Source organism: Candidatus Fusobacterium pullicola (genome assembly GCA_018883725.1).
GTDB lineage: Bacteria > Fusobacteriota > Fusobacteriia > Fusobacteriales > Fusobacteriaceae > Fusobacterium_A > Fusobacterium_A pullicola.
Genome location: JAHLFN010000064.1, coordinates 1 through 14,879 on the forward strand (window position 1 = coordinate 1; position 14,879 = coordinate 14,879).

Below are 14,879 nucleotides of genomic sequence, written 5' to 3' on the forward strand. Positions count from 1 at the left end.
TTTCATAATGGTTCACCTCCTAATCAAAAAAGTACTTAAATAGTATATCATATTTTTGGCAACAAAAAAAGACCTTCTTCAAATTTTTTGAAGAAAGTCTTAGTTTTTTAATTATAGACCTGAGTAGTTACTTTTTATTTTGAAAGAAAACTAAGAATTGTTCCATATTTCAAGAAGTTGATTAACTAAAGCTTATTGGACTAAAAACACAAAACTCACTTCGTTCAAACAGTTGTGTTTTTCAGCGTCCAACTTCGCTAAGTTAATCTAACTTCTTTCCATAAATTACACAATTCTTAAAGTTTCCTTTAATTAAATTAACAACTAAAAGGAGTAACTATTAATATTTAATCTTATAGTAGATATTACCTATACTTTCCCAAATCCAAAGTTGGAACTTCATAAAGTTATAGTATTTAGGTATATAGTAAAAAAAGTTCTCTTTTTCTTGAGAGGCTAAATAGTTACAAGGTGCAGGAATGATTTCAAATTCCTGCATATTTTTTTGAAATATTGCAACGCTTCTCTTCATATGAAAAGCAGAAGTTATCAAGATAATATTTTTATTTTCAACCGAATTTAACTTTTCCTTTATAAATAGAGCGTTTTCATTCGTATTTTTACTATTATCCTCAATAATTATATCATTGGGATTTACTCCAAGAGAGATTAACTCCCTAGCATAGACAGAACTTTCACTCTCTTGATTTTGTAGTGGACTTCCACCAGAAATATATATTTTTTTAGGATATTTTTTATAGTACTCAGCAGTTTTTAATATTCTCACAGAGGGCATTATTCCAGGGATATTTCCTTCAACAGTTGTAGTGATTATTCCACCACCTAATAGGACATATACCTCACCTCTTTTTAAGTTATCTTCAGTAATAGGCGAGTATACAGCTTCTAAATTGTATAATTTTTTGTCTATAAAGGCATCTGTAGAAGCCCAATACATAAATATAGAGATAACTATTAAAAGTAGCCCAGATTTCTTTCTTCTGTTGAAAAGATTTCCTACACCTATAAGGAATAGAATAATAATTATAGGTAGAGGAGACAACAAAGTAAGAGATATAATTTTTTCTAGTAAAAACATAAAATCACCCAATTATTTTTATTATTTAGAAAAAAAGCTACCTTTTACGGTAGCTCTTAAATTTTATGATTTTAATTATATATGAAAACTCTTAAAAAGTCAAGCAGGGTTAAAACTCGTCCCAACCTTCAATAGAGGAACTCATATTGTAGCTAGTAACTGTACCTTCAAAGAAGTTAGCTTTAACATTTCCCTCTCCTTCAGTATCAGCAAATCTTTCTAAGTGTTTGTAAGGGTTCTTATCAAAACCTTGGTAAAGAGGTTTTAATCCTATTCCCTTTAATCTCTCGTTTGCTAACCACTTAGTATAAGCCTCTGTAGTTTTTTCAGTAATACCAAGTACATTTCCACCTATGATGTGGTTTGTCCAAGTTATCTCTTGCTCTACAGCTTTTTCGAACATCTCATAGATAGTTTTCTCATCAAAGAAATTACCATTTTCATTCTTAATCTCTTTAATCATCTGTTGGAATATTACAACGTGAGAAAGTTCATCTCTATTGATAAGTCTTATTATATCAGAAGTTCCCATCATTCTATTTCTACTAGCTAATAGGTAGAAGAAATTAAATCCATTGTAGAAGTAGATTGATTCAAGAAGATAGTCAGCTATTATAACCTTAGCAAAGTTCTTATCCTCTGGATTATCTAGAAAATCTTGATATATTTCAGCTATATACTTATTTCTTTCAAAAAGGATTTTATCCTCTCTCCACTTGTCGTAGATATAGTTTCTAGTCTCCTTAGGAAGAATAGATTCTATTATATATTGATAAGATTGTGAGTGTATAGCCTCTTGGAATGTTTGTATAGATAGTATTAGGTTTATCTCTGGAGCAGTTATATAGTCAGAGATATTTGGAATGTTATTTGTTTGAATACTATCTAAGAATATTAAGAAAGATAGAATACCATCATATGCTTCTTTCTCATAAGAGGTAAGATTGTTATAATCAACTCTATCTTGAGTTAGATCTATCTTTTCTGGTATCCAGAAATTTCCCATCATAGTTCTATAAAGGTGGTTAGCCCAACCATACTTAACGTTATTAAGATTGAATATGTTTGTACTGTTTCCCTTTATAATTTTTCTCTCATTAAGTGAGTCAATACCAGATGGATTAAAAAGTTTTTTTCTATCCACTGCAACTTTCACACTCCTCTTTATCCTTTGTTATATTAGTATTTTTCTGAATAGTTCTGATATAGTAAACAGACTTACACCCTTCTTTCCAAGCTGTTAGGAAAGTTTCAAAGATATCCTTGGCTTTGATATTTTTATTTAGGTCAAATAGAAGCTCCATAGATACCCCTTGAGTAGTCCATTTTCCTATTCTACTCATCATCTTTACATAGACTTTAGAATCTACATTTTTAAACTCTGGATAGAACCAAGCTCTGTCCTTTAAATATTTTACAACTCTAGGTACAGCTCCCTTTTGGTTTTTCTCTATAAAAAATCTAGAGAAAGTGGGGTTTACAGAGGCAGTAGCTCCCATAAGTAGAGATGTAGAAGTATTAGGTGCCACAGCAGAAAGCTCACCATTACGTAATCCATACTGAGCAACTAAATCAAATACCTCACTCCATTTTTCAGCAAAATCAGAGTTTTGTTCATACCAAGCTCTATCTTTTTGGAAGAATATACCTTTATCCCACATAGAGTCTTTAAAGTATGAGTAAGCTCCCCTATCCTTTGCTAAAAGAGCAGAAGCCTTAAGTGTATAAAGAGCTATCTCCTCATAAAGCTTATCTATCTCATCTAAAGAGTCTTCATATATCATAAACTCTCTAGCCATATAGTCAGCAAGTCCCATTGTACCTACTCCTATTGTTCTATATAAAGAGTTGTGTCTATCAGATTCAAGTATAGGTGTTTGAGTTAAGTCGATTGTATTATCTAATATTCTTACAGCTATACTAGTAATCTCTTCAAGCTCCTCTCTTGATACTTCAGCTAAGTTCATAGATACTAAGTTACAAGTGTGTACTATACCTAAATCTACCTTTCTAATACCAGTTTCATCAATAGCTTCCTCTTTATAGTTTTTACTAGGAGAGAAGTTAGAGAAACTTTCCATACAAAGATTTCCATTACCTATCATTCCCATGTGTTGGTTATGATTCATTCTATTAGCACTATCTTTAAAGAAGATATATGGCATACCAGTTTCAATTTGAACCTTCATAATCTCTTTAAATAGCTCTCTTGCTCTAATTACCTTCTTTAAAGTAAGATTTTCATCATCTTCAAGCTTGAAATACATCTTTTCAAACTCTACTCCATATAGCTCACAAAGTTCAACTCCATACTTCATTCTCACTTCATATGGGTCAACTAAAGTCCAAAGCTCATCATTTTCAACCTTTCTCATAAATAGGTCAGATACAACTACCTGTGGATAGATATCGTAAGCTTTTGTTCTTTGGTCTCCATTTTCTGTTTGAAGCTCTAGGAACTTTTCTATATCTAAATGCCAAGTATCTAAAGCTATTGTTACAGCACCAGCACGTCTTCCCTGTTGGTTAACAGCAACAGCTGTATCATTTATTATTCTAACCCAAGGAACAACTCCTCCACTTGCGTTATAATATCCATTTACCATAGAGTTTTTAGCTCTGATACGAGAGATATTTACTCCTACTCCTCCACCATTTTTACTTATCTTAGCTATTGTATCAATGTTATAGAAGATAGATTCTATATTATCATCAACAGCAGTGATAAAGCAAGATGACAGATTCCCTCTAGGTATTCTTAGGTTTGCAAGTATTGGTGTAGCTAATGATACCTTTTTAAGAGATAGTGCATCATAAAATCTTTTAGCTATACTTACTCTATCTTTTTCATTGCTAGCCAGTAACATAGCTATACACATAAATACCTCTTGAGGTAACTCATAGGTATTACCTAGATATTTTATAAGATATCTATTAACTAACATATTAGCTCCAGCATAATCATACAACATATCCCTTTCAGGGGAGATATATCTTCCTAGTTCATCTATCTCTTCATCAGAGTATTCTCCAAGTCTTTTATCATATATATTCTTTTCAACTAGCTCTCTTACAGTTTTTAAAAAATTTCCGTAAGAGAACCCTCTTTTATGGAAAACCTCTCTCTCAGTTTCCATCATAAGAAGTCTACCAGCAACATATGTCCAGTCTGACTCTTCAAAACTAGTCATACTAACAGCCTGTGTTATAAGGGCTTCTTGAATCTTTTTTGTTGTGATTCCTTCTTGATAGATAGCATCTATATGGCTCTCTAATTCCACCATATTTACTTCTAAATTTTCACAGGCTTTAATCAGTTTTTCTCTTATTTTTTTTATATCTAACTCTTCTCTTATACCAGCTCTATTTATTACAAATTTCATTATAGAACCTCTAAGAATTGTTCCATAGTGTAAATAACCTCATCCTTTTCTACAATTGGTGCTGACATTATTCTAGCTTTGCTAGCTACCATCATAAGAGTTTTTAAATCTTCAATATATTCATAATTTACTTTTTTCTCATCCAAAATATTTTTTAATGTTTGGCACTTACTACAATTAGCCTTACCATAAACTTTTATCATAATATCCTCCTAATACTACATATATTGTAGTTGTTTTAATTTTAATACTACATCTAGTATTATTGCATAAAAGATAGAAATTTTCAAGTATTTTTATTAAAAAACTCCAGTATAACATTTAGACAATTGTTGTACAATTTTTTCTAATTTAGAAACTATTTAGTTTTCATTTATGTATCTATCTAGAACTTTTTCCCACATTCCATTCTCTTTCATAATTTTTTCAAAAATATCTCTTACAGCTCCTCTACCACCATTTTTGTTAGAGATATAATCTACTCTTTCTAGAACCTCAGGAACGGCATCTTTAGGACAAGCAGAAAAACCAACTAACCTCATAACTCCTAAATCATTTATATCATCACCAATATAGGCTACCTCATCTAAAGATAGAGAGTATTTTTTAAGAAGTTTGTTTAGCTCAACCACTTTGTTACTCACCCCTTGAGCCAACTCCTGTATACCTAACTCCTCTTTTCTCCTTCTAACAATTTCAGAAGACTTTCCAGTGATAATAGCTACAATTCCTCCTAACTTAATCCATTGAACGATAGTAAAACCATCTTTTACATCGAAAGCTTTTAAACAGTTATCCTTATCATCCATATATAATCTTCCATCTGTCAAAGTACCATCAACATCAAGTACTATTAATTTTATCATAATTCTCCTCCTAAGAAATTTTTTACAAGAAAAAAGGGTATCCCACTGGATACCCTTGAAGTACAAATTAAAGTGCGTTTACTTTAGCTGCTAATCTAGCTTTCTTTCTAGATGCTGTGTTTTTCTTGATTATTCCTTTAGTAACTGCTTTGTCTAACTCTTTGTAAGCTACTGATAGAGCTGCGTTAGCTGCCTCTACTTCTTTAACCTCTACAGCTGCTAAAACTTTTTTAACCATAGTTTTAACTCTAGATTTTACTGCTTGATTTCTCTCTCTGTTTCTTTCTGCTATTAATACTCTCTTTTTAGCTGATCTTGAATGTGCCAAATTAAAAACCTCCTAAGTTTTAAAAAACAATTTTTTATTTTTTCCATAAGATGATAACATAATTTAAACAAAATGTCAATTACAAATTGACAGAGTTTTTTTTAATTTGTTTAAGTTAAGCTACAAAAGAGACACCTTTTCTTGTACAATGGACCAGATTTATTCTAACATATTTTCAAAAAAAAATCAAAGTCTTTTTTGAAACAGAAAAATAAAAAGCTGATAATTGTATAAGTTATAGAGAGAAAAATGATAAAGAAATTACCTACTTCTAACTTGCTATTTTAAAAAAAAAGATGTATTATATAATATCGAAAACTATAATTTTTAAGAAAGGGTAATTATGGATGTAAAGGAAAAAATCTCTTTAGAAGCTAGAGAAATTATGTGTGAAGAGATAAAAAAAGCTCATGGGAATGAAGTTTTTTTTAGAGGGATTCCAGATGAGAATGGAGTTGTAACACAGGTTCAAGTTTTAGCTAGGGGAAATGAGTATTCAGTTCCTGCTATTCTAAAGGCAATGAGAAAGGGAGAGGTAATTATACACAATCATCCCTCAGGTTTTTTATACCCATCAGATGCAGATGTGGAGGTAGCTTCTATTTATTCAAATAGAATGGATGGAGCTTCATATATAGTAAATAATGATGTAAGTGATATATATATAATAGTAGAACTTTTTAAAGATGAGAATGTAAAGATAGATATAGCACCATATTTTGAAAAAACTGGGTTACTTTCACAAGCTTTTAAAGGGTTTGAATATAGAGATGAGCAGTTACATATGGCAACACATATAGAGAAGGGATTGAATAGTGAAACTCCTGTAATAGTAGAGGCAGGAACAGGAACAGGAAAAACACTGGCTTATTTGATTCCAAGTATAGAGTGGGCAATAAAGAATAAAAAGAGAGTGGTAATTTCGACTAACACTATAAATCTTCAGGAACAGCTGTTGAATAAAGATATTCCAATAGCTAAAAGAGTTATACAGGGAGATTTCAAGTATATTTTAGTAAAGGGGAGAGGAAACTATCTTTGTAATAGAAAATATCATAACTTAGCACTTGGAGATAGCTCTATATTAGAGGATTTCTCAACCACTCAAAAAAATCAATTTGCTGAGATTATAAAATGGGGAAATCATACAGAGACTGGGGATAAGGCTGAGCTTTCCTTTGAAGCAGATAACAGTATCTGGGAGCTTTTTCAGAGTGAAACGGATATGTGCTCTGGAAATAAGTGTCCATACAAGAATGAGTGCTTTTTTCTAAAATCGAGAGAAGAAAAGAAAAAAGCGGATATTTTAATTACTAACCATCATATGTATTTTTCTGATTTAGCAATCAGAAAGGAGATTGGTTTTAATACCGAGTATTCAATTTTGCCAGAGTATGGGTTGGTTGTGTTTGATGAGGCTCACAATATAGAGAAAGTGGCTAGAGATTACTTCTCATATGAGGCTTCAAAATATAGTTTTACTAAGACTATGAACCAAATCTTTGTAACAGAGGGAAAGAAGAAAAATACTGGAGCTTTAGATGCTGTATTGAAGCATATAAAGAGTGAAGAGATAGATAGTAGAGGAATACTTGAGCGTGAGATAGAGGAAATAAAGTTAAAACATAAGTCTCTTTATATAGCTGGAAGAGAGTATTTTAACCATATTATAGAGGTATTCTCACGAGGAGAGATGGGAACTTTTACCTTTAGAGCTAAAAAAGAGGAGATGGAAAACTCTCCATTTTTAAATAGTTTAAATGAGTTTAGAGATAGATTTTTAAGTGAATATAACTCATACAGCAGAAAGGTAAGAGAGTTAATAAAGGACCTAAAGGATGAAGAGGATAGAGCTGGACATATAAATGATTTTTCAAGATATATTGATAGATTAGATGGCTTTATCAACAACTTTAGATTTATAAATGATTTTGAAGATGAGGAGTTTATCTACTGGATAGAGGTAAATAGTAGAAAGGGAAACTCTAAACTTGTAGCTACACCGTTAAAAATAGATGGGGAGTTACAAAAAAATCTCTATTTAAACTTAAAGCAGATAATATTTACCTCAGCTACAATAGCTATAGGAAATGATTTTTCATATTTTAAAGAGTCGATTGGATTGGATAAAAATACCTTAGATAAGGTTATTCACTCTCCATTTAATTATGATAAGCAGATGAAGGTATATCTTCCAAATGATATTCCTAATCCATCAGATAAAAACTTTATAGATGAGATATCTGAATACCTAAAGACTCAACTTATAGTATCTAAGGGAAAAACCTTTGTACTTTTTACTTCATATCAGACTTTAAACTATGTTTACTATATGATAAAGGATGATTTAGAGGCTAATGGGATAGAGTTATTTATTCATGGAATGGCTCCACGTAGTCAGTTAGTAAATTTGTATATCAATGGAAAAAATCCCGTTTTATTTGGAACGGATTCTTTCTGGGAAGGTGTAGATATAAAGGGGCATCAACTTAGTAATGTAATTTTGATAAAGCTACCTTTTAAAGTACCTAGTGACCCTGTAACAGAGGCAATAATAGAGCATATAACTGCTCAGGGAAAAAATTCATTTACCGAGTATCAGATACCAGAGGCAGTTATAAAGTTTAAGCAAGGGATAGGACGTCTTATCAGAAGTAAAAGTGATTCTGGGACAATAACAATTTTAGACAATAGGGTAATCACTAAAAAATATGGAAGGTATTTTTTAGACTCAATACCTACAAAAAATATAAATATATTAAGTAGAAGTGAGATATTAAAAGATATCTCTAAAAATTCTAGAGGAGGAAATTAAGAAATGAAGACTATAAATCTCTTTGGATTAAAACTTCAGTTTGAGATAAAGAGAAATAAATATAGTGATGAAAATATTTATTCAAAGGATTACTCTTTGAGAGAGAAACTAATCTATATAATCTTAATTCTAAGTATAATAGCTTTCTCATCAAAGATATCTCTTATATCCAATCAGTATAACTACAAGGTAGGGGATATTGTAAGGGCTGATATATATGCTCCAAATACTATCATCTTTAAAGACCAAAGTGCAAAAGAGAAGATAATAGAGGATATGATAAGGGAGTCTGGTAAGGAGTATATCTATTCGGCAGATGCTGAGAAAGTTTATTTGGAGTATTTTAAAGACTTTTTTTCAAATATCTATACTAGTAAAAATAATAAGCTAACTACTGTAGAGGATAACTCAATTGAAAGAAATACTAATAAAAGAATTCCTAATTCACTAATACATGAGCTTCTTAGTTTAAAAATAGAAGAGATAAAGAAAGTGGAAAATAAGGTTGAACACTTTTTAGAATATGCTTATAAAGAGGGAATTGTACAGGAAAAAAATATAATATTTTATAGAGGAGATACAAAGGCAAAATATGATAAGCTCTCAAATTTAGAGAAAGCTATTGCTGATATATTTACCTCTCCAAACTATGTTTATGACGAAGTAAAGACAAAGAAGAATATTCAGGAAAAAGTTTCTCAAATTAAAGATCAGTATGTAGAGATAAAAGCTGGAACATTAATAGCTAAAACAGGAGAAATTTTGAATGAGAGAAGAATTAAGATATTAGAGGCTTGTGGGGTATATTCATACAAAACAAGTTTCGCCCTAATATTTGCAAATATAATATATTTAGGAATAATATCTTCACTTTTTTATATATTATTTTTTAATAATCATAAGAAAGAGATTCTTAATAAAAACTATTATAGGTCATCACTTCTAATAGTGGCAGGAACACTTCTTGCCTTTAGGGTATTCAATAATGATTTGATGTATCTGATACCAGCGGATACAGCTTTTTTCCTATTGATACTATTGGTAGGAAAAAATTATGCTATACCATTATTTTCATTTGTTTTATTTTATTTGATGCCTATATTGAACTATGATTTGAAATTTTTTACAATGTACTTTATAGCTATGGCTTTTGCTGCCCATATAGTTTCTAAGATAACAACAAGATCTGGAATAATAGCAGCAGGAATACAGCTATCAGTACTAAAGGTAGTAACATATCTACTATTCTCTTATTTCTCAGAGATAGGAAGTTTTACTACAGCAATTACTTCAAGTTATATATTGATATCAGGTCTTATATCTGGAATGTTAACTATAGCTTTTCTGCCTTATTTTGAAAAGACATTTAATATATTAACAATATTTAGATTATTAGAGTTAGGGGACTTATCACACCCACTTCTAAAGAAAATTTCTGTAGAGGCACCAGGAACTTTCCAACACTCTGTGATGGTGGCAACTCTTTCAGAAAATGCGGCTACAGCTATAGGGGCTAACGCAGTATTTTGTAGAGTAGCTTCATATTACCATGATTTAGGAAAGACAAAACGTCCAAAATTCTATGTAGAAAATCAGCAAAATGGAGAGAACCCACATAATAAGATATCTCCATTTATGAGTACGTTAATTATTACAGCACATACAAAAGATGGAGCTGAATTAGCAAAAGAGTATCAGATACCAAAAGAGATAAGAGATATAATGTATGAACATCAGGGAACGACATTCCTAGCATATTTCTATAATGCTGCTAAAAAATTAGATCCAACAGTTGAGAAAGAGGATTTTAGATACAGCGGCCCTAAACCAAAGACAAAGGAATCAGCTATTATAATGTTAGCTGACTCTATAGAGGCGGCTATCAGATCTTTAGATGAGAAATCACCTGTGGCTATGGAGGGAATGATAAGAAAAATTATCAGTGGTAAGATAGAGGATAACCAACTTTCAGAGGCAAATTTAACATTTAAAGAGATAGAGATAATAATAAAAACATTTGTAAAAACACTTGTTAGTATTCACCATGTGAGAATAAAATATCCAGGACAAAAATAAGATAAATAAGGAGAGATAAAGAGTATGGATTTAGTATTAGATATGTCTTTAGAGATAGAAGGATTTGACGATTTAGTAAATGAAGAGGAGATAAGAGGGTATGTAGAGAAGGTACTTGAAAAGGAGTATGATAGCAAAGCTCCAGTGTATGTATCACTACTTTTTACAGGAAATGATGAGATACAAGTGATAAATAGGGAGTATAGAGATAAGGATCAACCAACAGATGTAATATCATTTGCTTATCATGAAACAGAGGATTTTGACATAGGACCGTATGATACTTTAGGAGATATAGTTATCTCATTAGAAAGAGTAGTAGAGCAAGCAAAAGAGTATAATCATTCACCAAAAAGAGAGCTTTTCTATGTTCTAACTCATGGAGTTTTACATCTATTAGGATATGACCACATAGAGGAAGAGGAAAGAAAAGAGATGAGAGCAAAAGAGGAAGAGATATTAGGTAGCTTTGGTTATACAAGAGAGATGTGATATTTTATGGAAGAGAGAAATAAATGGAAAAATACTGGAATTACTGAAAAATTTAATGTAGCTTTTGAAGGGATATTTGAAACTATTCGTACAGAGAAACATATGAAGTTTCATTGTTTCTGTACTATTGTAATCTTTATTTTTTCACTATTTTTAGATATTGGAAAGTATGAAACTTTGGCAATATTTATAAGTGTATCTCTCATATGGATAGCTGAACTTATTAATACAGCTATAGAGAGCTGTGTTGATATGGTTACAGATAAGTATCATCCCTTGGCAAAAAGAGCAAAGGATATAGCGGCAGGAGCAGTATTAATAGCTGCTCTAAATGCTTTGTTTGTTGGATATATAGTTTTCGAGAAGAAGATAGTTTTTAATTTAAGAGGAGTATTTTTTATTTTGAAAAATTCATATCAACACACTGTCCTTTCTATTTTTGTTTTAATTGTAATAATTGTTATCTGTATAAAAGCTATAACAGGGAAAGGAACAGCTTTAAGGGGAGGATTTCCGAGTGGACATAGTGCATTAGCCACATCTATATTAACCTTGATTACCTCTCTTACAAACAATCCGAAGGTATTTTTTCTTGCTTTAATTCTTACAATTTTAGTTATTCATTCAAGAATAGAGGGAAAAATACATACTTTTTTTGAAACTATAATAGGGGCTTTTTTAGGTTGGGCAGTAACTTACCTAATTTTAGTTCTAGTTGCACTATAAGGGAGGGACAAGATGATTACAGTTAGAGAGTATATACTTTTAAGTGTTTTATCCTATTGCAATTTTAGAGAGAATGAGTATAATAAAAATTTAAAGGAAATATTTAAAAATCCTAAAAATAGCACTCTTATTACAGCTAATTTTGATATTCTGTTTCCAGAAAATAGAGATATATTTTGGGGATATTATGGGGATATTTTAGAAAATTGGAAAATCTATTATGTGGATAATAGAACAGCACATATTTCAGGAAAAGAGGGTTCTGGATTTTACTCTATTGTTTTTAAAAAAGGAGATGAATATGTAATAGCCTATAGGGGAAGTGAAAAATTTCCTATAGAGGATGCTTATAAGGATTTTATAGAGACAGATTTAGCTATTGGACTAGGAAAGATACCACTTCAATTTTATGAAGGGGTAGAGGTATATTATGAACTTGTAAATAATCATAAGATACCACATAAGAATATAACTTTGACTGGGCACTCTTTAGGAGGAGGAATAGCTCAGTATGTGGCACTCTCTGTGGATAAAAATTTAAATATTATCCCATATACCTATACTTGGAATGCTGTTGGAATAAATAGAGATGGAATAGTTTCAATCTTAGACTATATAAATCTTGATAAAATTCTTAAAGAGCAAACTGATCTAACTGATAGGGAAAGGGAGATATTTACCCCTTTTCAACAGCCGTATTTAGAGTTTTTATCAAGGGAGTTAAAGAAGATAAAGGCTATTAAAGATACAAGGACAACAGCAGTAGGAAAGGGAGATATAGTTTTCTTTGACATTGATGAAAATTTTATGAAACAACTTCTAAAGACAACAAATTTAGAAAAATGTATAATGAAACTTCCACTTCCAAGAAGAAAGAGCCTGATTTTAGAGCAAAACTTTTTTGATAAGATATTCCAATTGAAAAATATGGGTGAGCTATTAGAGAAGGCTCAAAAATTTATAAATAAGGTAAAAGATAATAAGGTATATGAGGAGTATATCTTTAATTTTGGACACTCTCAAGATTTAACTTTTTCTTTATTTAAGCATTTGGGAGCTTCCTACTGTGTAGATGAGAATTTTAAAAAAGGGAATGGAGTAAAAAGCTCATTCTTCAATAACTTTAAAATTTTTACTAAATCTATTCAGGACCATCATTTTGAAGATGTATTTCTACCTTTTATAATAAATTCAGGAGAGGATAGAGGTAACTTTTCATTACGTTTAAATGATGATTTTATGGCTAGTTCAATAAGAAAACTTTTCACGATGGAGTATTGTTTGGAGAGAGGATTACTGGCAAATTACTACTCATTAGTAGAGATTGATGATAAAAATTTTGAAGAGATAAAAAGGGATATTTTAAGTGGTTTAAATAGCAGTGGAGTAAACATTCTATATAAACCACAATTAATTAAACAGATAAAATCAATGGACAGAAGTAGATTTCAAATTTTATGGGAAAAGATAAAGAAAAAACTTCCAAGTCCATACAAAAATTTGGATATTTTTGATATATTTATATTTTTAGAATAGGAGAGAGCAAAGAAAGAAGATGAGATATTTATTTGGAATAATTTTATTAATTCTTACAGCTTGTGGACAGAAAGAGGAAGTAGTTAAACCTAAAGAGGTTTTAAAAGTTGCATTGGCAAATAAACCCCGTTCCTTTGACCCACAGAGAAATACAGATAGTTCAACTTTAGCAGTTACCAAACAGATATATAATAACCTTTTTTCACTGGATGAAAATGGGGATGTTGCATCGGAGTTAGTTGAAAAATATAGTATAGGAGAGGATAAGTCCATCACTCTTCAATTAAAAAAGGGTATCTTATTCCATGATGGTAGCGAGATGAAGGCTTTAGATGTAAAAAAGAGTTTAGAGAGAAACTTAAGAATACCAGTTTCAAAGGTATTAGTTGAATCTATTGAAAGAATAGATATTTTAGATGATTATAGCTTAAAGATTATACAAAAAAATTCACCATTCATACTATTACATAATCTTGCTCATTCCTCTACTGGAGTGGTTAAGGAGATAGAGGAAAATGAGAGTGGTATAAATTTAGTTGGGACTGGAGCTTATAAGATAAAGGATTGGAAAATAGCAGAGAAAATTACCTTAGAGAGATTTAACAATTATTTTGAAGGGGCTCCAAAAGTTGAAGAGATAGTATTCCAAACAATTCCAGAGAGCTCAAATAGATTGATAGCTCTAGAAACTAAGGAGATAGATATAGCTTATGATATATCTGCAAATGATATAAAAGGAATAGAGAAGAAACCAGATTTAAGAGTTATAAATAGACCATCTTTAGGAAGTGACTTTTTAACAATTAATATAGAGAGATTAAAGGATAAAAGAGTTAGACAAGCATTGGATTATGCTATAGATAAAGACTCGATAATAAAAGCTGTATATGAAGGTTATGGAGTTGTACCAAATTCAATACTATCACCAAATGTATTTGGATATAGTAAAGAGGGGAAAAGAAGAGAGTATAATCCTGAAAAAGCAAGAGAGCTTTTGAAAGAGGCAGGAGCAGAGAATTTAAAGTTAAAACTTTGGATATATGATGAACCTTCAAGACAACAGATGGCTCAAATAATCCAAGCAAATTTAAAAGAGGTTGGAGTAGAGGCTGAGATAATAGTAGCTGAGGTATCAACTTTCTTACAATATACAGGAAGAGGAGAGCATGATGTACTGATAGGACTATGGTATGTAAGTACTGGAGATGCCGACTATGGTTACTATCCACTACTTCACTCTAGCTCAAGAGGTCCTATAGGAAATAGAAGTTTTTATAGTAATGTAAAGGTTGATAATTTACTTGATGGAGCAAGAGCTACTTCAAATATTGATGAGAGAAAGGAACAGTATAGAGAGGTTCAGGATATAGTATTTGAAGAGGTTCCACTTCTTCCAATTGCATATAAAAACTATGTGATAGGTCTGCAAAAAAATGTAGAGGGATTTGTATTTAATCCAAATGGAAATCACATATTAAAAAATATAACTTTAAAATAAAGTACCAGAAAGTTAATAGCCCAGCTATTTAGATAGCTGGGTTATTAATTAATAGGTTTT

Annotated in this window: 12 protein-coding genes; 6 read left to right on the plus strand and 6 right to left on the minus strand. The window is 30.9% G+C overall.

What is annotated here, in order from left to right:
• Positions 1–340 precede the first annotated feature (340 nt).
• The 6 genes from IAA47_06470 to rpsT all read right to left on the minus strand — a co-directional run bounded on the left by IAA47_06470 (position 341) and on the right by rpsT (position 5,676).
• On the minus strand, positions 341–1,099 hold the full coding sequence (locus IAA47_06470) for a YdcF family protein (protein MBU3842605.1): 759 nt from the start codon (positions 1,097–1,099) through the stop codon (positions 341–343).
• Between the two features lie 109 nt (positions 1,100–1,208).
• Positions 1,209–2,243 (minus strand): ribonucleotide-diphosphate reductase subunit beta, encoded by a 1,035-nt coding sequence (locus IAA47_06475; protein ID MBU3842606.1) that lies wholly within the window; start codon positions 2,241–2,243, stop codon positions 1,209–1,211.
• The gene (locus IAA47_06480; GenBank protein ID MBU3842607.1) at positions 2,236–4,482 is read right to left on the minus strand and encodes a ribonucleoside-diphosphate reductase subunit alpha; all 2,247 of its coding nucleotides are present in this window, start codon (positions 4,480–4,482) and stop codon (positions 2,236–2,238) included. The genes IAA47_06475 and IAA47_06480 overlap by 8 nt, the downstream gene beginning before the upstream one ends.
• The gene (locus IAA47_06485) at positions 4,482–4,685 is read right to left on the minus strand and encodes a glutaredoxin family protein (GenBank protein ID MBU3842608.1); all 204 of its coding nucleotides are present in this window, start codon (positions 4,683–4,685) and stop codon (positions 4,482–4,484) included. Before IAA47_06485 ends, IAA47_06480 begins: the two co-directional genes overlap by 1 nt.
• A 159-nt stretch (positions 4,686–4,844) precedes the next feature.
• Complete coding sequence (locus IAA47_06490) at positions 4,845–5,348, minus strand: HAD-IIIA family hydrolase (GenBank protein MBU3842609.1); 504 nt, start codon at positions 5,346–5,348, stop codon at positions 4,845–4,847.
• A 67-nt stretch (positions 5,349–5,415) separates the two neighbouring features.
• Positions 5,416–5,676: a 30S ribosomal protein S20 gene (gene rpsT, locus IAA47_06495; GenBank protein ID MBU3842610.1), complete on the minus strand. Its 261-nt coding sequence runs from the start codon at positions 5,674–5,676 to the stop codon at positions 5,416–5,418.
• A 343-nt stretch (positions 5,677–6,019) separates the two neighbouring features.
• Between rpsT and IAA47_06500 the strand changes: the two genes are divergently transcribed.
• The 6 genes from IAA47_06500 to IAA47_06525 are packed head-to-tail and all read left to right on the plus strand — an operon-like array spanning position 6,020 to position 14,819.
• Entirely contained in the window at positions 6,020–8,491 is a 2,472-nt protein-coding gene (locus IAA47_06500; protein MBU3842611.1) for a DEAD/DEAH box helicase, read from the plus strand.
• Positions 8,492–8,494: 3 nt separating this feature from the next.
• Positions 8,495–10,567 (plus strand): HDIG domain-containing protein, encoded by a 2,073-nt coding sequence (locus IAA47_06505; protein MBU3842612.1) that lies wholly within the window; start codon positions 8,495–8,497, stop codon positions 10,565–10,567.
• 24 nt (positions 10,568–10,591) lie between these two features.
• Positions 10,592–11,059 carry an rRNA maturation RNase YbeY gene (gene ybeY, locus IAA47_06510; GenBank protein MBU3842613.1) on the plus strand — a complete coding sequence of 156 codons (468 nt, stop codon included), beginning with the start codon at positions 10,592–10,594 and terminating at the stop codon, positions 11,057–11,059.
• A 6-nt stretch (positions 11,060–11,065) separates the two neighbouring features.
• Positions 11,066–11,785 (plus strand): diacylglycerol kinase, encoded by a 720-nt coding sequence (locus IAA47_06515; protein ID MBU3842614.1) that lies wholly within the window; start codon positions 11,066–11,068, stop codon positions 11,783–11,785.
• Positions 11,786–11,797: 12 nt separating this feature from the next.
• Entirely contained in the window at positions 11,798–13,321 is a 1,524-nt protein-coding gene (locus tag IAA47_06520) for a hypothetical protein (GenBank protein ID MBU3842615.1), read from the plus strand.
• 19 nt (positions 13,322–13,340) lie between these two features.
• Positions 13,341–14,819, plus strand: a complete 1,479-nt coding sequence (locus IAA47_06525; GenBank protein ID MBU3842616.1) for an ABC transporter substrate-binding protein — start codon at positions 13,341–13,343, stop codon at positions 14,817–14,819.
• Positions 14,820–14,879: the final 60 nt, after the last annotated feature.